The organism is Stenotrophomonas geniculata ATCC 19374 = JCM 13324 (genome assembly GCF_001431625.1).
In the GTDB taxonomy this organism is placed as follows: Bacteria; Pseudomonadota; Gammaproteobacteria; order Xanthomonadales; family Xanthomonadaceae; genus Stenotrophomonas; species Stenotrophomonas geniculata.
The window spans coordinates 1-20,471 of the sequence record NZ_LLXT01000140.1 but is presented as its reverse complement, the minus strand read 5'-3'; the positions used below and the strand labels follow the sequence as shown (position 1 = coordinate 20,471).

Genomic DNA, 20,471 nt, shown 5'->3' with positions numbered 1-20,471 from the left:
ATGGGTCCGGTTGCGGGGGACGCCGTAAACCCATCCGTGGGGGCTTGGCCGCGGCATCCATGCCGCGGACACCCCCACAACCGGACCCACCCCGCCTTCGACAGTTTCCCGCCGCTGCCAGGGCGGCTTTCTGTGTTGCTGTGGTGGGTGTCGACCTTGGTCGACACGGTAGATCCACGCCATGCGTGGATGGATTTCTGGTTCATCTGTGCCTCACGCGGAAGGCCGATGAAGGTTCATGCTATGAGGCCACGCAACGCACAGGACATCGCATTCCCCATGGCACGGACCCGGGTCGGCATCATCTTCGGTGGCAAGTCTTCCGAGCACGAAGTTTCGCTGCAGTCGGCGAAGAACATCCTCGATGCGCTCGATCGCGAGCGCTTCGAGCCTGTGCTGGTCGGTATCGACAAGCAGGGCCAGTGGCATCTGAGCCAGCCGGATACCTTCCTGATCAATGCCGATGATCCGTCGCGCATCGCCCTGCATCGGTCCGGTACGTCGCTGGCGGTGCGCCCGGGCGCCGAGCAGGCGCAGCTGCAGCCGTCCGATGCGGCCAGCGCGCTCGGCCAGATCGATGTGGTGCTGCCGATCGTGCACGGGCCGCTGGGCGAGGACGGTGCGCTGCAGGGGCTGCTGCGCATGGCCAACCTGCCCTTCGTCGGTTCACCGGTACTGGGCTCGGCGGTGGCGATGGACAAGGACGTGACCAAGCGCCTGCTGCGCGACGCCGGGCTGCAGGTGGCACCGTGGCTGTGCATCCGTCGCCATCAGGCGGCGGCAGTCGATGTCGATGCGGTGATCGCGCAGCTCGGCCTGCCGTTGTTCGTGAAGCCGGCCAACCAGGGTTCGTCGGTGGGGGTGAGCAAGGTCAAGGATGCAGCGGGCTTCGCCGAGGCGCTGGCATTGGCGCTGCGCTACGACCACAAGGTGCTGGTGGAATCGGCGGTGGTCGGCCGCGAGATCGAGTGCGCGGTGCTGGGCAACGAACATCCTCAGGCCAGCCTGTGTGGGGAAGTGGTGGTGCACGACGAGTTCTACGCCTACGACACCAAGTACATCAACGCCGACGGCGCCGAGGTGGTGGTGCCGGCGGATATCGATGCTGCAACCCAGGCGCGCATCCAGCAGACCGCGCTGCGGGCCTACCAGGCGCTGGAGTGTGCGGGCATGGCGCGCGTGGATGTGTTCCTCACCGCAGACGGTGAGATCGTCATCAACGAGGTCAACACGCTGCCGGGCTTCACCCGCATCAGCATGTACCCGAAGCTGTGGGGCGCCAGCGGTGTGGACTACACCACGCTGATCACGCGGCTGATCGAACTGGCGCTGGAGCGTCATGAAGCCGATCGCGGATTGCACAGCGCCGTGTAGCGGCGCTGTGTGTAGCGTCGAGCCATGCTCGACGCTACAAAGAGGGCGTGCCGGCCAGCGGCCGGCACTACCCTGCGGTCTTCTACCCGCGCTTGCGGAACATCGAGATCACTGCCAGTACCAGGAACACAACGAACAGGATCCAGGCAATGTTGCTGGCAGCGCCGGCAATGCCGGAGAAGCCGAGCACGGCGGCGATGATGGCGATGACGAAAAAGATGACGGCGTAATGCAGCATGGCGCTCCTCGCAGATGTCCGGGCCGTTGGATGGCGTGGGTCCATCCTCCCGATCTGGCGGTGTGCAGCCAGTGACGGCGATCTATGCAGCAGATGAAGCCTTCAGCCTGCGCAGCCCTTCTTCGACGCTGACCTGCGGCACGTAGCCGAAGTCACGGCGTGCCGGCTCCATGCTGTACCAGTGCGGCGTGCACAGCTGCTCGGCCAGGAAGCGGGTCAATGGCGGCTCGCCGCGCAGGCGCAGCAGCGGCCAAAGGCGCTCGCAGAGCGCACCGATGCGGTAAGCGGCCTTGAAGCTGATCGCCTTGTCCACCGTCGGCGCACCAACGGCGGCCAGCAGCTTGTTGACCAGCTCGCGCATCGGCAGCGGTTCGCCGTTGGAAATGAAGTAGGCCTTGCCCGCACACGCGGCCCCCGGCGCCAATGCCTCGAAAGCGAGAAAGTGTGCGAGCGCGGCGTTGTCGATGTAGGTGGTATCCACCTTGTTGTTGCCATCGCCCACCAGACGCAGGCGGCCCTGCCGTGCACGTTCGGCCAGGCGCGGCACCAGCTGCTGGTCGCCCGGGCCCCAGATCAGGCGCGGGCGCAGCGCCACCGTCGCCAGCGAGGCGTCGTTGGCCGCCAGCACGCGCTGTTCGGCAATCGCCTTGGTCGCCGCATACGGTGCCTGGAAATCTTCGCCGTAAGGCACTTCATCGGCGCCCAGGCCTTCCACCGGATGGGTGGCACGGTGCGTCACGCTGGGCGTGGAGGTGTAGACCAGCCGGCTGATGCCATGCACACGGCAGGCGGCGATCACATTGTCGGTGCCGACCACGTTGGCCTGGTGGTAGCTGTCATAGCTGCCCCAGGCGCCGGCCTTGGCACCGTTGTGGAACACCGCATCGACGCCGGCCACCGCGTGCAGCACCGCTTGCGCGTCGGCGAGATCTCCACGGATCTGGCCCACACCCATCGCCTGCAGCTCCGGGTAGTGACTGCGGTTGAACGCCAGTACCTGGTGGCCACGTTCGACCAGCCCGCGGCACAGCGCCTGGCCAAGGAAACCACCACCACCGGTGACCAGGATCTTCATGCGCGCTTCTCCAGTTCGGCGCTGGCCCAGACGGCGAGCTTCTCGCGGCCGATCTTGGCGTTGTGACGGATATCGACGGGGAACGCCGGATGCACCAGGAAGTGCTGCAGGCCGGCCTCAGGCGTGCGCGCTGCGGCATGCGCACGCAGCGCTTCCTGCAGCGCCGGGCTGTCTGCCTGGCCACGCTGCAGTTCCACGCACAGCACCGGCACCTGTGCACCCGGGGCGCCGACACCGACCAGCGCCGTGCGCGCCACCCCGGCCACGGTGTTGAACACCGGCTCGACCTGTTCGGTGTACAGCGGTCCGCGCGTGGTCTCCACGCGCTGCGTCTTGCGCCCGCAGAACCACAGTCGGCCCTGCGCATCGAAGTAACCGACGTCGCCCATGCGATGGACCACGCGCGTGCTGCCATCGGCCAGCGTCTCGTGGATCTTTGCCGCCGCCGTGGCCTGCGGGCGGTTGAAATAACTGTCGGTGGCGGTCGGCCCGGCTACGGTGATCTCGCCGACCTCGCCGGTGGCCAGCACGCGTGCCTGCGACCAGTCCGGCAGCGGCGCGTCATCGATGGCGATGATGCGCACCTCGTTCGGCTCAACCACGCTGCCCACGCAGGTACCGGCACCTGCTTCGGTAGCAGCACGGGTGCGCTCCAGCTCGCGGCCCTCGACCACCGCCACCGGCAGGCACTCGGTGGCGCCATACGGCGTCCAGAACTGCGCATCGGCCGGCAGCAGGCTGCGGATGGTGGCGACAACGTCCGGCGGCACCGGCGCACCGGCCGAGGTCACCCGGGTCACCGTCGGCAGCGGCCGGCCATGCTTCGCCAGCACCCGCATCAACGCCGGCGAGCCGAACAGCTGGGTCACGCCGAAACGCTGGATGGCGTCGTGCAGGCGCGCCGGGTCGGCCTGCGCCGGCCGGGTCGGGTCCATGTCCGGGATCACCGAGGTCAGGCCCAGCGCCGGATCGAACAGCGCGAACGGCGGGAAGGTCGGCAGGTCCACCCCGCCCGCTTCCATGCCGAAGGCGCTGCCCAGCAGCTGGATCTGCCCGACGAAGTGGCGATGGCGGTAGACCACGCCCTTGGGCACGCCGGTGGAGCCGCTGGTGAACAGGATCGCCGCCATGTCCTCGCCATCGGTGGCGGCCAGCATCGGCCCACCGTTGGCGCCGGCGCGCTCCAGCGCGGCCAGGGTGGTTCCGCCCCAGCCGAGGCGGCGGCCGACGGTCACCAGGCGCGCCGCCGACGGCGCCCAGCGCAGCACCAGCCGCGCCACATGGGCCAGCGGAATGCCGATGAAGGCTTCCGGCTGCGCCTCGTCCAGACACTGTTTCAGCGCGCGCTTGTCGATGCCCGGATCGACCAGCACTGGCACCGCGCCCAGCTTGAACAGGGCGAACATCAACAGGAAGAACTCCGGCGAGGGCCGCACCATCACCACCGTGCGCACCCCTCGGCCGATCCCGTAGCCGGCCAGGCCGGCGGCCATGGCGTCGCTGCGGGCGTCCAGCTGGCGGTAATCCAGGGTGACGTCGTAGGCGGCCATGCCGTTGCCGGCGCCCCGGCGGCCGGGGCAGCGGATAGCAATCTGGTCGGGGCGTTCACGCGCCAGTTCAGGCAAACGGGCCGCAATATTGCAGGGTCGGTTCATCCGTTCATTGTCGCCGCTTACGGAATTTCTTGCGCGGCGCCCCACTTCGTGGAAAATCCGCACCCTCGTTCCTGATTCCGACTGCCGCCCGAGGCGGCTTGCCCATGCAACATCCCTGCATGACCTGCGGCGCCTGCTGCACCCAATACCGCGTGGCCTTCCACTGGATGGAATCAGACGAGGTCACCCCCGGCGGCGTGCCACACCAGCTCACCGAAGTGCTGGACCCGCATCGCCTGTGCATGCGTGGCACCCATTCCAAGCCGGTGCGCTGCGTGGCGCTGGATGCGCAGATCGGCGTGTATTCACGCTGCACCATCCACCCCAACCGGCCCAGCGTGTGCCGTGAGGTGGATGCATCGTGGGAGTACGGCAAAGCCAGCCCGCAGTGCGACAAGGCGCGCATCGCCTATGGCCTGGATCCGTTGACGCTGGCCGACTGGCGTTGGCGCGATGACGCCGACAATGATGACGATCATCCCGACGACAACGGCAACAGCCCTTCTTCGCCGCCGCAGGCGCCGGTCGCCGCATAATCCGGTGTGCCGACCAACGGTCGGCACCCCCCCATACCTTCCACGTGTGGGTGCCGACCGCTGGTCGGCACACTTCTCAGATCGGGTTCTTGTCCAGGAACGCCCGGATCTCCGGCACCAGCACCTCGTGCTTGTCTTCCAGCACGTAATGCCCGGCATCCTCGAAGGCATGCACCTGGGCCTTCGGCAGCGCGGCCTGGAAACCCTTCAGGAAGTGGTGGTCGAACACGAAGTCGCGCAGGCCCCAGCCGAGGAAGGCGGGGCGGTCGGCGAACGACGGCAGCGCCTTGCCGGCACGCTCCAGCAGCGACCACGCCCTGTCGGCCGGCGACAGCGGGATGTCCTGCATGAAGCGGATGGTGCTGATGCGGTTGGCGTAGCTGTTGTACGGCGACACGTAGGCGCGGCGCACGTCGGCCGGCATCTTCCGCTCCACGCCCAGCCACGAGGCGCCGGACGAGAATGCGTTGAAGCTGCGGATGATCCACTCGCCGATCTTCCAGTGGCGGCCCAGCGCGATCTGCCACGGCATCTTCTTCGCGGCCGGCATCGGGAAGGCGGCGGTGTTGAGCACCACGAGGCGCTTCACCTGGTCGTGGTGCGACAGCGCCCAGCCGAAGCCGATCATGCCGCCCCAGTCGTGCACGGCCAGGGTCACCGGGCCGGTAATGCCCAGGTGCTTCAGCAGCGCATCGAGGTCGTCCACGCGCGACTGCAGCGTGTACTCATAGCGGCTGTCGTCCGGCTTGTCCGACAGGCCCATGCCGATGTGGTCCGGCACGATGCAGCGGTACGTGTCCGACAGGCCAGCCACCAGCGTGCGCCAGTAATAGCTCCACGACGGGTTGCCGTGCACCATCACCACCACCTCGCCGTCGCGCGGGCCTTCGTCGAGATAGTTCATCGACAGGCCAGGGCGCACTTCGAAGCGCTGCGGGTAGGCGGGGTAACCGGGGAGATCGCGCATGCGGAGCACCTAAGGAGAATCGCGGCGCGGTGTAGAGCCGAGCCGATGCTCGGCTGCTCTCCGGTCCGCTGCGGAAGAGCCGCGCTGCGCGCGTGAGCCGAGCATGGCTCGGCTCTACAGGAGGTCGGGCAGCGGGCTGCTTACCAGACCACTTCAGCCATCGAACAGTTCAGGCCGGAACCAATGCCCAGAAGCGCGATGCGATCGCCCTTCTTCAGCTTGCCCAGCTGCTTGAGCTTGCTCAGCACGATCGGCACCGAGGCCGGGCCGATGTTGCCGTGCTCGCCGAAGATGGTCATGACCTTCTTCGGGTCGATGCCGAAGTTCTTGATGAACGCGGCAGTGTGCGGCTGGCTGACCTGGTGGATCACGAACTGGTCCAGCTCTTCCACGGCCCAGCCGAGTGCAATCTTGGCGGCGCTGAAGGTCTTCTGCGCCAGCTTGATGCCTTCGATCAGCAGCAGGCGGGTATCGGTGACCATGCGGTCCAGGTTGCCCAGGCACAGCTGGTTCCACTCGGTGGCCGAGCGGGTCACGCCGCCCTTGTAGCGCGGGGCGTCCGGCACCAGTTCCGAGCGCGCCATCACCATGGCCGCAGCACCCGAACCGGTGGTCAGCGCCGCCAGCTCGTTGCGGAAATCGTCAGCGGTGACGTCCGGGGCGGTCATGCGCTCCAGGGTCTTCTCGTACACCAGGTTGGCGGTCTCGCCATCCACCACCAGCGCGTAGTCGATATCACCGCGCTCGATCATGCGCGCCGCGATATCCATGCCGTTGATGAAGGCCAGGCAGGCATTGGCGACGTCGAAGGTCATGCATTCGTCGCTGACGCCGAGGTTGCCGGACACGATGGAGGCCGTGGACGGCTCCAGGTAGTCACGGCTGACCGAGGTGTTGACCAGCAGGCCGACCTGGGTCGCGGTGATGCCCGCGTCTTCCAGTGCCTTGCGGCCGGCCATGGTGGCGGCGTCCGACGCCAGCACGCCGTTGTCCCACAGGCGGCGGGCATGGATGCCGGCGATATCGCCGAGCACGTCGGTGCGGATACCGAGGCGATCCAACGTCGGCTGCAGGCGTTCGTTGATTTCCTTGGTCGTCAGCGTATGCGGCGCGTCGACGTGTGCCAGGCCGGCGATCGAGACATTCTTGAAGAGCATCGAGGTTAGCGCCAAGGCTCAGGCAAAAGGGGGCGCTATTCTATAACCCCCGGGCTTTCACCGCATCTTTACGAATTCAGCCTTGCCCGTATGGTGAAGCGTTCAGCGCGGCGGGCACTGGAAGGCGGCGAAGCGCTGGCTGCCATCGGCCGGGGCCGCAGCGGCCTGCACGGCATTGGCGCCGGCGCTCGGGGCCTCGTTGCGGGCAAGGGTTTCCAGCTCTTCCTGCACCCGCAGCGGGTTGCGGTTGTAGAAGCCGACCTTGCTCTTCACGGTGACCACCACCTCGCCCTTGGCGATGCAGCCGGCGGGAACCGGGCCTGCCGGCAGCACGCGGGTCGCCTTGCCGGCCGGTTCGATCGGCACCCAGGTACAGGCGGTGACGGTGAGCAGCAGGGAGGAAAGCAGCAGAACGCGCATGGGCAGATCCTGGAAGGGTATGGGGGGATTCTGCCTGAACAGCCTGAATCGGGGGTAGCCGGGGGTGGGGTCGGATCCCCCGGTAGCGCCGGGCCATGCCCGGCGAGCGCGCAGCGCGGCCTCGCTGGCCGCCGAAAAACCGCCGGGCATGGCCCGGCGCTACCACAGGAGGCCTGCCCGCCGAGGCGGGCAGGCACATCCCTTACTTCTTGACCGGGTTGCCTTCGGCATCGATCACCGTCACCTCGCCCAGGTTCAGCGCACGCACGGCCGCTTCGGTCTGCTTGAGGTCACCCACCACCACCCAGGTCAGGGCCTGCGGCTTGATCTCGGCAGCGGCCTGCTGCACCTGCGCCGGGGTCATCGCCTCGATCTCGGCCTTGCGGCGCAGCACGTAGTCGTCCGGGCGCTTGAACTGCACGATCGAACCGATGGTCGACGCCACCGCGCTGGCGGTCTCGTAGGCACCGGGCAGGCTCAGCGTCTGGATGTTGCGGATGCGGTTCACCTCGTCGGCGGTGGCCGGCTTGCTGCCATCGGCGAACGCGGCGATTTCCTTGCGCATTTCCGCCATCGCCGGACCGGTCTTGTCGATCTGCACCGGCGCGCTGGCCATCCACGGACGCTGGCCCACCGAGTTGACCGCGCTGCTGCGTGCACCGTACGACCAGTGCTTGTCTTCACGCAGGTTCATGTTCAGGCGCGAGGTGAAGTCACCGCCGATGACGCCGTTGGCGATGTCGAAGCGGGTCGAGCTGGCAGCGCTCGAAGGCGCCACCACCTGGCCGGCGAACAGGTTGGCCTGCACCGCGCCCGGCTGGTCGATCAGGAACACGCGCGGGCCCTTCGGCAGCGCTACGTCGGTGGCCGCCTTCACCTGCGGGGCGTCGCCACTGGCCTTCCAGTCGCCCAGCTGCTTGTCCAGCAGCGGCACGATCTCGGCCAGGGTGGTGTCACCGACCACGATCAGGGTGCCGTTCTGCGGGCGCAGCCAGTCGTGGTGGAAGTCGACCAGGTCTTCGCGGGTCAGGCCATTGATCGCCGCTTCGTCACCGCTGCCGGTGAACGGAATGGCATACGGGTGGCCCTTGCCGTACAGCAGCGGCGGCAGCACGCGCATCGCCACCGCACCCGGGTTGACCTTCTCCTGCTGGATGCCGGCGATCCAGCTCGCCTTGACCCGGTCGATCTCGCCCTGCTCGAAGCGCGGCTCACGCAGCAGGTCGCGGTACAGCGCCAGCGACGGTGCAAGGTTTTCCTTCAGCGCCGACAGGTCCACGCTCATCGAATCCAGGCCGGCCGAGGCATCCAGGCTGGCACCCAGTGCGTCGGCGGCATCGGCGAAGGCCAGCGAGCCGAGCTTGCCGGCGCCTTCGGTCATCAGGCTCATGGTGAAGTTGGCGGTGCCCGGCTTGCGGCCCTGGTCGGCGCTGAAGCCGCCCGGGAACTGGTAGCTGAACTGCACCACCGGAATCTCGTGGCGCTCGGCCAGGATCACCTGGGTGCCGTTCTTCAGCGTGGCGCGCTGCAGCGCCGGGAACTTCAACTGCGGGAACTCGCGGGTCTGCGGCACGCCGGCCTTGCGGTCGACCTGCTCGGGCAGGGTGCTATACTTGGGGTCCACCGCCGGCACGTTGAACGGCTTCGGCGCCTGGCTCGGGTCTTCCTTCAGCGCCACGCGCTCACCCGGTGCGATCACCAGGGTGTGGCTGCCCGTGTCCAGCCACTGCGCGCCCAGCCGGCTCAGATCAGCAGCACTGGCCTTCTCGATGTTGGCCAGCGAGGTGCGGAAGCAGCCCGGGTCGCCGGTGAACACCGCGCACTCCGCCAGTGCATCGGCCTTGCCGCCGAAGCCACCAATGCGCTCGATGCCGCGGATGAAACCGGCGCGGGCACTGGTCTTGGCGCGCTCCAGCTCGGCCGCGGTCGGGCCCTGCTTGATCAGGCGGTCCAGTTCCTCGTCGATGATCTTCTCGACCTTGGCCGGGTCCTGGCCCTGCTTGACCGTCGCCATGATCACGAAGTTCGAACCCAGCTGCGACGTAGACAGGCCCGACGCGATGCTGTCCACCAGCTTGTCCTGGTGCTGCAGGCGCTGGCTCAGGCGCGAGGACTTGGCACCGCCCAGGACCTGCGCGAACAGTTGCAGCTGATCGACATCGGTGGTGCCGACCTGCGGCACGTTCCAGGCGCGGTAGATGCGCGCCTGCGGCACCTTGTCCGTCATCGTCTCGCGCGTGTCGGCGCTGCGCTTGGCCACGTTCACGGCCGGCTGCGCCATGGTCGGGCCGGCCGGGATGGCGCCGAAGTACTTGCCGACCTTTTCCTTGGCGGTGGCCAGGTCGATGTCGCCGGCCAGCACCAGCACCGCGTTGTTCGGGCCGTACCAGGTGCGGAACCAGCTCTTCACGTCATCCAGCGACGCCGCGTTCAGATCGTTCATCGAACCGATCACGCCGTGGTGGTACGGGTGGCCAACCGGGTACAGCGCCTTGTTGAGCTGGTCCCAGGCCTGGCCGTAGGGCTGGTTCTCGCCCTGGCGCTTCTCGTTCTGCACCACGCCACGCTGCTCGTCCAGCGCCGCCTGGTCGATCGCACCGACCAGATGGCCCATACGGTCCGATTCCATCCACAGCGCCATGTCCAGCGCGGTGGTGGGCACGTTCTCGAAGTAGTTGGTGCGGTCGGTATTGGTGGTGCCGTTCTGGTTGGTGGCACCGACCTGCTTGAACGGCTCGAAGAATTCGCCGTCGTGGTTTTCGCTGCCCTGGAACATCAGGTGTTCAAACAGGTGCGCGAAGCCGGTACGGCCCGCCGGCTCGTCCTTGCTGCCCACGTGGTACCAGACATTGACCGCGACGATCGGCGCCTTGCGATCGGTATGCACGATCACGCGCAGGCCGTTGGGCAGGGTGAACTGCTCATACGGGATATCGACCTTCGCCGGTGCGGCCGGCTTGGCCGCCAGCGCATGGGAAGGCACAAGCGTGCCCAGGGCGGTGCTGAGGGCGACGGCCAGCAGTGCAGCGCGCGGGCGAAGGGCGAGAGACATATCCGGATCCTTGGTCACATAGGTGAACCCCGATCCTAGCCTGCGCACGCAGCGGCAGGAATCGGCCAGCAGTCACTGGGGGTGTTTGCCCCTGTGCCCCATCCGCGGTGCCGATCTGCCCTGCCTGACCCGTCACATGCGCCCGCCAGGAACGTCCGGACAGTGTCCGCGGCGCATCGAATGGACAGGTGTCCGCCCACCGGACACTTTTCGATGAACATAAAATCCTTATAAATCAACAACTAAAAGTTGGCACGGGGATTGCTTGGTACTTCCTGCGCCAGGAAGGGCTTCAGACGAAAGCTGACTGAAGACTGAACAAATGCAGGAAATTGAAGATTCTCCTTGCATCCCCAGAATTGGTGTACTACCTTACTACCACACCACTGCTCACCAACACTAAACAGGCCCCGTCATGAACGCCAAGACCATTGCCATCGCCATCGCCCTGATCGCCGGCACCGCGGTTGTTTCGTCGGTGCAGGCCTCCGAATCCATCAAGACGCTGTCCACCGTGCAGGTCCGCCCGGCCGCCGACCAGCTGGCCCAGCAGGCCTGGGAACAGGCCAGCGGCATCCCGACCCTGGCCACCGTGGAAGTGCGCCCGAGCGCCGACCAGCTGGCCGAGCGCAGCGGCTACGTCGCCGCCCCGGTTGCGGCCGCGATGCCGATCACCACCCTGGCCTCGGTGGAAGTGCGCCCGAGCCTGGAACAGCGCGTCGCCCTGGCCGCCGAACTGGAAGCCCAGCGCTACGCCGCCACCCTGGCCGCCGCCGCCACCAACGTTGCCCACTCGGTCATCGTCAACCTGCCGGCCCTGCAGGTGCGTCCGAGCGCCGCCGACCTGCAGGCCCTGGCCACCGAAACCGCCCAGGTCCTGCTGCGCCCGTAAGCGGTGCCGCCCTGCCCAGTGCAGGGCGTGCGCCGTAAAGGCGGCCGCCGTCGCAGGTACACTGCGCCGATGAATGCCGCGCCCCAGTTCCACGTGATCCTGTTCCAACCGGAAATCCCGCCCAACACGGGCAATGTGATCCGGCTCTGTGCCAACACCGGCGCGCAGCTGCACCTGGTCGAGCCGCTCGGCTTCGCACTGGAAGACAAGCAGCTCAAGCGCGCCGGGCTGGACTACCACGAGTATTCACGCCTGCAGGTGCACCCCGACCTGGATACCGCGCTGGCGCGGATAGCACCGAAGCGGTTGTTCGCCCTGAGTACGCGTGCCAGCGTCCGCTATGACAGCGTGGCCTTTGAAGACGGTGATGCATTCCTGTTCGGCCCCGAAAGCCGCGGCCTGCCGCAGGACGTGCTCGATGCCCTGCCCGATGGCCGCCGCCTGCGCCTGCCGATGCGGCCGGACAACCGCAGCCTCAATCTTTCCAACACCGTTGCCGTGGTGATGTACGAGGCCTGGCGCCAGCACGGGTTTGCCGGCGGCGCGTAACGCCGCAGACCGCTTGTGGTGGGTGCGGACCTTGGTCCGCACAGATGTTTGGCCGCGCGCTGAAGGAATGTGCCAACCAAGGTTGGCACCCACCAAAGGCAGGTCCAGGGGACTGCTGAGAACTTCCGGTGGCTGTGGGCTGCTTCTGGTGGGTGCGGACCTTGGTCCGCACCGATGCCCGGTCGCGCGCCGAAGGAATGTGCCGACCAAGGTCGGCACCTACCAAAGGCAGCTCCAGTGGGCTGCAGAAACTTCTGGAGAGATGTGCCAACCAAGGTTGGCACCCACCGGAACCAGGTTTCAGAACGCGTTGATACCGGTCAGCTCGCGGCCGATCACCAGCTGGTGCACGGTCTCGGTGCCTTCATAGGTGATCACCGATTCCAGGTTAAGCGCATGCCGGATCGCCACGTGTTCGGTGGTGATGCCCGCTCCGCCCAGCAGATCGCGACACTCGCGGGCAATGTCGATGGCCATGCGGCAGTTGTTCCACTTGGCCAGGCTGACCTGCTGCGGCTGCAGCTGGCCGGCTTCCTTCAGCCGGCCCAGTTGCAGGGCCAGCAGCTGGGCGGTGGTGATGCGGCGGGCCATCTCGGCCAGCTTGATCTGCGCGCTCTGCGTCGCCGCCAGCGGGCGACCGAACAATACGCGCTCCTTGGCGTAGCCCAGCGCTTCATCCAGGCAGGCAATCGCCGCGCCGATCGGGCCCCAGCTGATGCCATAGCGGGCCTGGGTCAGGCAGCCCAGCGGCCCCTTCAGGCCCTTCACGTTCGGCAGGCGGTGGCTGTCGGGCACGCGCACGTCATCGAAGAACAGCGCGCCGGTCAGCGAGGCGCGCAGGCTCATCTTGTGCTTGATTTCCTGCGTGGTGAAGCCAGCCATGCCCTTCTCCAGCACGAAGCCCTGGATACCGTCCTCGGTCTGCGCCCAGACGATGGCCAGATCGGCCACCGGGCCGCTGGTGATCCACATCTTGCTGCCGCTGATGCGCCAGTCACTGCCGTCGCGCACAGCGCGGGTCTTCATGCTGGCCGGGTCGGAACCCCCATGCGCCTCGGTCAGGCCGAAGCAGCCGATCAGCTCGCCGCGCGCCATCGCCGGCAGCCACTGCTGGCGCTGTTCCTCGCTGCCATAGGCGTAGATCGGGTACATGCACAGCGAGCTTTGCACCGAGACGAAGCTGCGCAGGCCCGAATCGCCGCGCTCCAGCTCCTGGCAGATCAGGCCGTAGCTGACCGCGCCGAGGCCACCGCCGCCGTACTCGGTCGGCAGCGTTGCACCCAGCAGGCCCAGTGACGCGATCTCCGGCACCAGTTCAGACGGAAAACGGGCCTGGTCGAAGGCATCGCCGATGATCGGCAGCACGCGCTCGTTGGTGAAGCGGGCGACACTCTCCTGCACCGCACGCTCTTCCTCGTTGAGCAGGGAACGGACATCGAACAGATCGTACGGATGCAAAGCCATGGCACTCACACGCAGTCAGGACCCGGCCATTGTCGGTCATCCGGGCAGCGCGTGCCGACCAGGGTTAGCCCCCACCAGGGCTGAGGCACTACGCTGCGCTGCAGCAATCGTGCGGTGAACGGCGTCTATCTAGCTCGATCACGCGCGTCCCGGTACCCTGACACATTCAAACAACCGTTTCGCCCGTGGCCGCACGCGCGATTCCCAGGCACCGCCGGTGGCCCCGATGCCGGCCCTACCCACGAGTCATGCAATCGATGAGCGCTGAAGCCAACGCCCTGCCCCCGCGTGAAGTAATGGAGTTCGACGTGGTGATCGTCGGCGCCGGCCCCGCCGGCCTGGCCACCGCGATCCGCCTGCGCCAGCGCGCGATCGAAGCCGGCCGCGAGCTGTCGGTGTGCGTGCTGGAAAAGGGCTCCGAACCAGGCGCCCACGTGCTGTCCGGTGCGGTGATGGACCCGCGCGCGCTGACCGAACTGTTCCCGGACTGGGCCGAGCGCGGCGCACCGCTGAAGCAGAAGGTCACCCGCGACGAATTCCTGTTCCTCAGCGAAACCGGCGCACGCAGCACGCCCAACGCGCTGCTGCCGGAGTGCTTCCACAACGAAGGCAACTACATCATCAGCCTGGGCGAAGTGACCCGTTGGCTGGCGCAGCAGGCCGAGGCGCTGGAAGTGGCCATCTTCCCCGGCTTCGCCGCCGCCGAAGTGCTGTACGGCGACAACGGTGAAGTGATCGGCGTGGCCACCGGCGACATGGGCATCGAGAAGGACGGCAGCATCGGCCCGGCGTTCGAACGCGGCATGGCGCTGCAGGCGAAGTACACGATCTTCGCCGAAGGCGCGCGCGGCCACCTCGGCCGCCAGCTGATCGCCCGCTACACGCTGGACGAAGGCAAGGACCCGCAGGCCTACGGCATCGGCATCAAGGAACTGTGGCAGATCGACCCGGCCAAGCATGAGCCGGGCCTGGTGGTGCATGCCGCCGGCTGGCCGCTGGACAGCGATACCTACGGCGGTGCGTTCCTGTACCACGCCGACGGCGGCAAGGTCGCCATCGGCTACGTGGTCGGCCTGGACTACAAGAATCCGTGGCTGAGCCCGTTCGAGGAATTCCAGCGCTTCAAGACACATCCGTCCATCCGCAAGCACCTGGAGGGTGGCACCCGCATCGGTTACGGCGCGCGTGCGATCACCGCCGGTGGCCTGCTGTCGCTGCCCAAGACGGTGTTCCCGGGTGGCGCACTGGTCGGCTGCGAGGCCGGCTACCTCAACGCCAGCCGCATCAAGGGCAGCCACGCGGCGATCAAGACCGGCATGCTGTGCGCCGACGCCGCGTTCGACGCGCTGGCCGCCGACCGCCAGCACGATGAACTGAGCGCCTACCCGAAGGCATTCGAAGCCAGCTGGCTGTTCACCGAACTGCAGCAGGCCAAGAACTTCAAGCAGTGGTTCAAGAAGGGCCAGACCGTGGCCACGCTGATGACCGGCGTGGAGCAGTGGCTGCTGCCCAAGCTGGGCGTGCGCAATCCGCCGTGGACGCTGCACCGCACCCAGCCGGATCATGTCTGCCTGGAACCGGCGTCCAAGCACACCCGCATCGCCTACCCCAAGCCCGATGGCGTGCTGACCTTCGATCGTCTCAGCTCGGTGTTCCTGAGCAGCACCAACCACGACGAGAACCAGCCCAGCCACCTGACGCTGAAGGATCCGAGCATTCCGGTGAAGGTGAACCTGGCCGAGTACGCCGGTCCGGAAGCGCGCTACTGCCCGGCCGGCGTGTACGAGTTCGTCGGCGAAGCCGACAGCGCGCGGCTGCAGATCAACGCGCAGAACTGCGTGCACTGCAAGACCTGCGACATCAAGGACCCCACCCAGAACATCGTCTGGGTGACCCCGCAGGGCGGCGGCGGCCCGAACTATTCGGGCATGTGATTGCTCCGGGCTGCGACGGCGTGTCGCAGCCCGCCTGCCCCGCAGCGTCGCTATCCTGCCCGCCCATGCGCGCTTTCTGCCTGCCCATCACCGTTGTCGTGGCCCTGGCGGCCACGGCCTGCCAGCGCCCGCCTGCGGCTCCGGCCACGCCGGAACAGGCGCACCAGCAGGCCATGCAGCGCGCGTTTGAACTGTGTGCCGGCTGCCACACCGTACAGCCCGGCGGCATCCACCGCTTCGGGCCGAACCTGCACGGCGTGATCGGTCGTCGCGCCGGCAGCCTGCCCGACTACGGCTACTCCGAGGGCATGCGCCGCGCCGACATCACTTGGACCGCGCAGACCCTGGATGCGTTCCTGCAGTCGCCCACCCACGTGGTGCCCGGCACGCGCATGTACAACGCTTTCCCCAGCGCCGAACGCCGCGCGCTGGTGATCGCCTACCTGCAGCAGCAGCCGGCTCAGTGAGCCAGGCGCTGCAGTTGCTGCTGCAGCCGCGCGACGAACCCCGCCACCGCCTCGAACAACGGCTCCGGATCGGTCTCGGCTGCGTCCTGCAGGCGCTCGACCAGGGCATTGGCCTGCCCGGCCAGCACCGTCGCCCCCACCGCACCCAATCCACCGGCCTGGCGATGCAGGTGCAGTGCGGCAGACATGCGGTCACCGGCCTGCACGGCGCGCCGTACGCCCGCCAGATCACCTTCGCTGGCCTGCAACAGGCTGTCGCGCAGCTGCTCGGCCACCGCGCGCGAGCCGAAGCGCCGCTGCAGGCTGTCCAGATCGGGCAGCGTCCCACCATCGTCGGCAGCGGACTCGGCCAGCTCCTCAAACGACTGTCCCTGCGCCTGCGGCAACCAGCGCAGCAGCGCGGTACGCAGCGTGGCCAGTGACAACGGCTTGGCCAGCACTTCGTCCATGCCGGCCTCACGGCAACGACGCGCATCGTCGTCCAGCACACTGGCGGTCAGCGCCAATACGGTCAGCCGCGGCTGGCCGTTGCGGCCCTCGCGTTCGCGCAGCAGGCGGGTGAATGCGAAGCCATCCAGCACCGGCATCCGGCAATCGGTGATGACCAGATCGAACGACTCCGACGCCAACCGATCCAGCCCCTGCTGGCCATCGCCGACCAGCACATGCGGCACGCCCAGTTGCTGCAGGCGCCAGGCCATCATCGCCTGGTTGGTCGGATGATCTTCGATCACCAGCACGCGTGCCTCGCGCAGCGCCGGCGGCAGCAGCGCCGCTTGTTCCTGCTCAGCGACCAACGCTTCAACATCACCACTGCTGGCTTCCACCAGCGACAGCCGCACCTCGGCGCGGGTGCCCTCACCCAGCGTGCTGTGCAGCTCCAGCTCGCCATCCATCATCTGCACCAGGCGCTGGCAGATGCTCAGGCCCAGGCCGGTACCACCATGGTCGCGCTGGATATACGCACCGGCCTGGGTGAACGGCGCAAACAGGTGCTGCAGCTTTTCCGGTGCGATGCCGATGCCGGTGTCGGTGACGCTCAGGCACAGCGGCTGGCTGCCGTCCTCGGCGGTCGGCCCCAGCACTTCCAGCTGCAGCCGCACTTCGCCGCGCACGGTGAACTTGATGGCGTTGCTGAGCAGGTTGAACACGATCTGACGCAGGCGCACACCATCCACTTCGTGCGCGGCCGCCAGCTGCGGGTCGATCTGCACGTGCAGGTCCAGCTCACGCGCACTGGCCTGCGCCGACAACAACCGGCACACGCTTTCCAGCAATGGCCGCAGCGGCTGCGGCACCGGTTCCAGGCACAGCGCGCCGGCCTCCAGCCGCGAGTAATCGAGGATGTCGTCGAGGATCTGCCGTAGCATCTGCGCCGAATCCTCGATCACCCCCAGGATGCGCTGCTGCTCGGCATCCAGCGGCGAATGCGCCAGCACCTCCAGCATGCCCAGCACGCCACTCATCGGCGTGCGGATCTCATGGCTCATGGTTGCCAGGAAACGCGACTTCGCTTCCGCGGCCTGTTCGGCGTCGGCCTTGGCCGCAGTCAGGGCCTCGGCCTGCGCACGCGCCTCGCTGACATCCACCCAGTAACCACTCCAGGTCACCGCACCTGCTTCGGCCGCATAGGGATGGGCCTGGCTGCGCACCCAGCGCGCGCCGGCACCTTCAGGTCGCAGCCGGAATTCCAGAATGAGCGGTGCGAACTGGCGCGCCGCCTGCTCGACCGCATGCAGGATGTGCTCGCGGTCGTCTTCCTCGATGCGCTCCAGCAGGCACGTTGCATCCTGTTCGGCCTGCTGCCGGCTGATTCCGAACAACGCCTGCAGGTCACCGGCGATGAACGGGAAGCTGAGGGTTCCGTCTGCCGCACGGCGCGCCTGATAGACCACGGCGGGCAGGTTGTCGGTGACTTCGGCCAGGCGCTGTTCCAGATGACGTCGCCCGGCCACCTCGCGGCGCAGCCGCCAATGCCCGATGGCGTGCACCAGCAGCGCGGTGAGCAGCACCAGCAGCAGCGGCACGCCCCAGCGCGCCACGCGGGTCCAGTCGAGCCCGTTGCGATATTCGACGGCCAGCCAGTCGCCGCGCAGGGCCTCGCGCTGGCGTGGGGTCATCTGCAGCAGCAGGCGGTCGAAAGTAGTGGCCAGGGCGGCATGGCGGCGCTCGACAGCCAGCACCAGCTGATCGTTGAAGCCAGCCGGTGCGGCCACCTGCAGGCGCCCCGGGAAGCGGCTGCGCAGCAGATGGTCAACCACGGCCAGATTGCCTACATAGGCATCGGCGTCGCCATTGATCAGGCGCTGCAGGGCCTGTTCCGCGCTGCGCGCCGCGATGATCCGGGCCTGCGGTGCCTGCTGCAGCACATAGCCACGCACACGCTCCGGATCGGACAGCAGCACCCGCCTGCCCTGCAGGTCGGACAGGCCCAGCAGCGCCGGGCTGTCACGCTGGCTGACGATCACGTTCGGCACGCTGATGAAGGGCTGGCTGAACACCCAGTCCGGGCCCAGGTAGCGCGAATCGGCAGGAATGCCCATTACCGCCTGCAGCTCGCCGCGGCGTGCCTTCTCGCGCACCTCGTACCAGTCATGGCTGTTTTCCACCTGCAGGTTGGCGCCGGCCTGCAGCAAACGCCGCAGGTATTCGCTGGCCAGGCCGCTGGGTCTGCCATCCTGGTCCGCGAACGACAGCGGCGCCGCGTTCGGCGCGAAGCCGATCTTCAACGGCTGCTCCAATACCCGCTTCTCGGCCTGGCTCAGCGCCAGCTGTGCCGATGCCGACCACCGCGGAGGTGGCAGCCAGCGCTGCACCAGCGCATCGCGCTGGGCCTGGCTGGTCGCGGCCAGCGCCAGGTCCAACGCTTCGGCCAGCGGCTGCTTGCTGTTGGGAATGCCGAAGTGCAGCCGTTCGGGCGGCAGATCGCTGGGGCGCAGCAGCACGACCCCCTGCAGGTCCTCGCGGGCGATCAGTTCGGTGGCTACGTACGCATTGCCGATGTAAACGTCAGCCTTGTCGTCTCTGACCATCTCCAGCGCCGCCAGCGAGCTGTTTGCGACAAGCTGTCGTGCCCGGGGGAAGCGCGCCCGCACCTGCGGGCCGGTCAGGAAGTCCTGCTCGATCACCACCCGCAGTCCATCCAGGTCGGGGATGTCGGAGGCACGCAGGTCATCCGGGCGTCCCACCAGGGCCAGCGGCGCCTCGCCATAGGCGGCGGTATAGACCATGCAGCGGGTGAGGTCGGCACTGAGACCGACATTCATCACCACGTCGATCTCACCACGACATGCCGCGTCCAGCACGGATGTCCAGTCGGAATAGCGCCTCGCCTCGACCTTCATGCCTAGCTGACGGGCGAGAAGCGACAGATAATCGGGTCCGAGGCCGACCTGCTGGCCATCACGGAGGGACTCGAACGGCGGCCAGCCACTGTCATACTGGCCCACGACGATGCTCGGATGCGCGGCAACGTACTCGCGCTGCAGCGGGGTGAGCGGCAACGGTCCAGGCACCGCCTGTGCCAGCGCTGCAGGCAACGCCAGCACGGCCAGCAGCAGGACCAGCCCGCGAACAGCCCAGCTACGCATCGGCGTCGATCTCCTAGAATCTGCCAGGAGCCGCGATGGTCGCGGCCCGGCCTGCCCGGTGGTCATACTAGAGCATGAGCTTGCGCATCATCATCGCAGACGACCACCCGGTGGTCCGTATCGGTACCCGCGCCGTCATCGAATCGAGCGGGGTTGGCCGCGTGGTCGGCGAAGCCGACAGTGCACAGGCGCTGATGGCCCTGCTTGGCAGCCAGCCCTGCGACCTGCTGGTGACCGACTACTCCATGCCCGGCAGCCCACAGGCCGACGGCTTCGCCATGATCGGCATGATCCGCCGGCGCCATCCCGACCTGCCTGTACTGATGCTCAGTGTCTCCAACAATCTGGCGATCCTGCGCATGGTGCTCGACAGCGGCGTGCTCGGCCTGGTCGACAAGAGTTCGTCGATGGACGAACTGCCGCAGGCCATCCAGTCGGTCTACCGGGGCCAGCCCTACATCAGCCGAAGCCTGCGCGAGCGGGTCGAGGCCGCCGGCAGCTGGCGCATGCGCGAGGGCGACGGCAAGCCGCTGTCGCCACGCGAAGTGGAGGTGCTGCGGCTGCTGGGCACCGGCATGACCGTGAAGGAAATCTCGCTGCAGCTGCACAAGAGCGTCAGCACCATCAGCCGGCAGAAGGGTGACGCCATGCTCAAACTGGGCCTGAAGGGCGACGCCGAGCTGTTCGATTACCTGCGCGACGGCAATATCTGAGAGCCAGATCACAAAGAAGGGCATCTGCCACCGCCCTCTTTGACCCGCCGCCGATCTGTGCCAAGATGGCCCGGCATGAGTTCTCAATGCGAGGTCGAAGGAATCGACCGGCTCATGTCCTCGCTCCCGTCCCTGGTGGATGGGGTGCGGTTTCCTGCCGGCCGTCTGGCCCGGCAACGCTGACCATGGAGAGGCGCATGCATCATTCCCCCAAGCTACGTTGGACCCTGCCGGTGCGACCCCTGCGCGCATTCGCGGCGTGCCTGCTCGTCTCTCTTTCCGCTGCCGCCTGCAGCGCCGCCGATCCGGCCCCCTCGTCCTCCCAGCCCGGCGCTCCTGCGCAGGCTGCCAATGCGCCCCGACAGGATGTTGCCCCGATGCAGACCCC

At 67.5% G+C, this 20,471-nt stretch carries 16 protein-coding genes and 1 pseudogene; 8 read left to right on the top strand and 9 right to left on the bottom strand.

What is annotated here, in order from left to right; all coding sequences use genetic code 11:
* Window positions 1-279: 279 nt before the first annotated feature.
* On the top strand, window positions 280-1,374 hold the full coding sequence (ddlA, locus tag ARC63_RS18845; RefSeq protein WP_057504119.1) for a D-alanine--D-alanine ligase: 1,095 nt from the start codon (window positions 280-282) through the stop codon (window positions 1,372-1,374).
* A gap of 82 nt (window positions 1,375-1,456) precedes the next feature.
* Here ddlA and ARC63_RS22555 read toward each other — a convergent pair whose 3' ends face one another.
* From ARC63_RS22555 to oleC, 3 genes are all read right to left on the bottom strand, one after another.
* Window positions 1,457-1,612 carry a DUF1328 domain-containing protein gene (locus ARC63_RS22555; protein WP_004153593.1) on the bottom strand — a complete coding sequence of 52 codons (156 nt, stop codon included), beginning with the start codon at window positions 1,610-1,612 and terminating at the stop codon, window positions 1,457-1,459.
* Window positions 1,613-1,694: 82 nt separating this feature from the next.
* On the bottom strand, window positions 1,695-2,687 hold the full coding sequence (oleD, locus tag ARC63_RS18840) for a 2-alkyl-3-oxoalkanoate reductase (protein WP_019338517.1): 993 nt from the start codon (window positions 2,685-2,687) through the stop codon (window positions 1,695-1,697).
* Window positions 2,684-4,342 (bottom strand): olefin beta-lactone synthetase, encoded by a 1,659-nt coding sequence (gene oleC / locus ARC63_RS18835; protein WP_054170707.1) that lies wholly within the window; start codon window positions 4,340-4,342, stop codon window positions 2,684-2,686. Before oleC ends, oleD begins: the two co-directional genes overlap by 4 nt.
* Before the next feature lie 104 nt (window positions 4,343-4,446).
* Between oleC and ARC63_RS18830 the strand changes: the two genes are divergently transcribed.
* A complete protein-coding gene (locus ARC63_RS18830) occupies window positions 4,447-4,878 on the top strand; it encodes a YkgJ family cysteine cluster protein (RefSeq protein WP_029380125.1) in 432 nt (143 codons plus the stop codon).
* 76 nt (window positions 4,879-4,954) lie between these two features.
* On the opposite strand, the gene ARC63_RS18825 is transcribed toward ARC63_RS18830, so the two are convergent.
* The 4 genes from ARC63_RS18825 to ARC63_RS18810 all read right to left on the bottom strand — a co-directional run bounded on the left by ARC63_RS18825 (window position 4,955) and on the right by ARC63_RS18810 (window position 10,474).
* On the bottom strand, window positions 4,955-5,845 hold the full coding sequence (locus tag ARC63_RS18825; protein WP_057504118.1) for an alpha/beta fold hydrolase: 891 nt from the start codon (window positions 5,843-5,845) through the stop codon (window positions 4,955-4,957).
* A gap of 140 nt (window positions 5,846-5,985) precedes the next feature.
* Entirely contained in the window at window positions 5,986-7,002 is a 1,017-nt protein-coding gene (locus tag ARC63_RS18820) for a 3-oxoacyl-ACP synthase III (RefSeq protein ID WP_010487115.1), read from the bottom strand.
* A 102-nt stretch (window positions 7,003-7,104) separates the two neighbouring features.
* Window positions 7,105-7,422 carry a DUF4156 domain-containing protein gene (locus ARC63_RS18815; protein WP_005407628.1) on the bottom strand — a complete coding sequence of 106 codons (318 nt, stop codon included), beginning with the start codon at window positions 7,420-7,422 and terminating at the stop codon, window positions 7,105-7,107.
* Between the two features lie 202 nt (window positions 7,423-7,624).
* Window positions 7,625-10,474 (bottom strand): M16 family metallopeptidase, encoded by a 2,850-nt coding sequence (locus ARC63_RS18810; protein ID WP_057504117.1) that lies wholly within the window; start codon window positions 10,472-10,474, stop codon window positions 7,625-7,627.
* Between the two features lie 415 nt (window positions 10,475-10,889).
* Here ARC63_RS18810 and ARC63_RS18805 point away from each other — a divergent pair, with 415 nt between their 5' ends.
* Together ARC63_RS18805 and ARC63_RS18800 are read left to right on the top strand one after the other, a co-directional pair.
* Complete coding sequence (locus tag ARC63_RS18805; RefSeq protein ID WP_010487121.1) at window positions 10,890-11,366, top strand: XAC0231 family protein; 477 nt, start codon at window positions 10,890-10,892, stop codon at window positions 11,364-11,366.
* A gap of 69 nt (window positions 11,367-11,435) precedes the next feature.
* Window positions 11,436-11,915 carry a tRNA (cytidine(34)-2'-O)-methyltransferase gene (locus ARC63_RS18800; RefSeq protein ID WP_005407625.1) on the top strand — a complete coding sequence of 160 codons (480 nt, stop codon included), beginning with the start codon at window positions 11,436-11,438 and terminating at the stop codon, window positions 11,913-11,915.
* Window positions 11,916-12,215: 300 nt separating this feature from the next.
* Here the strand turns inward: ARC63_RS18800 and ARC63_RS18795 are convergent, their stop codons facing one another.
* Window positions 12,216-13,379: an acyl-CoA dehydrogenase family protein gene (locus ARC63_RS18795; protein WP_057504116.1), complete on the bottom strand. Its 1,164-nt coding sequence runs from the start codon at window positions 13,377-13,379 to the stop codon at window positions 12,216-12,218.
* Window positions 13,380-13,636: 257 nt separating this feature from the next.
* Between ARC63_RS18795 and ARC63_RS18790 the strand changes: the two genes are divergently transcribed.
* Complete coding sequence (locus tag ARC63_RS18790; protein WP_019338386.1) at window positions 13,637-15,313, top strand: electron transfer flavoprotein-ubiquinone oxidoreductase; 1,677 nt, start codon at window positions 13,637-13,639, stop codon at window positions 15,311-15,313.
* Between the two features lie 65 nt (window positions 15,314-15,378).
* On the top strand, window positions 15,379-15,780 hold the full coding sequence (locus tag ARC63_RS18785; RefSeq protein ID WP_019338385.1) for a c-type cytochrome: 402 nt from the start codon (window positions 15,379-15,381) through the stop codon (window positions 15,778-15,780).
* Here the strand turns inward: ARC63_RS18785 and ARC63_RS18780 are convergent.
* A complete protein-coding gene (locus ARC63_RS18780) occupies window positions 15,774-19,370 on the bottom strand; it encodes an ATP-binding protein (RefSeq protein WP_057504115.1) in 3,597 nt (1,198 codons plus the stop codon). The two genes, ARC63_RS18785 and ARC63_RS18780, sit on opposite strands and share 7 nt — an antisense overlap.
* A 74-nt stretch (window positions 19,371-19,444) precedes the next feature.
* On the opposite strand from ARC63_RS18780, the gene ARC63_RS18775 reads away from it, so the two are divergent.
* Window positions 19,445-20,083 carry a response regulator gene (locus tag ARC63_RS18775; protein ID WP_010487129.1) on the top strand — a complete coding sequence of 213 codons (639 nt, stop codon included), beginning with the start codon at window positions 19,445-19,447 and terminating at the stop codon, window positions 20,081-20,083.
* 197 nt (window positions 20,084-20,280) lie between these two features.
* Window positions 20,281-20,471: pseudogene (locus ARC63_RS23745) on the top strand (hypothetical protein); the annotation flags it as partial.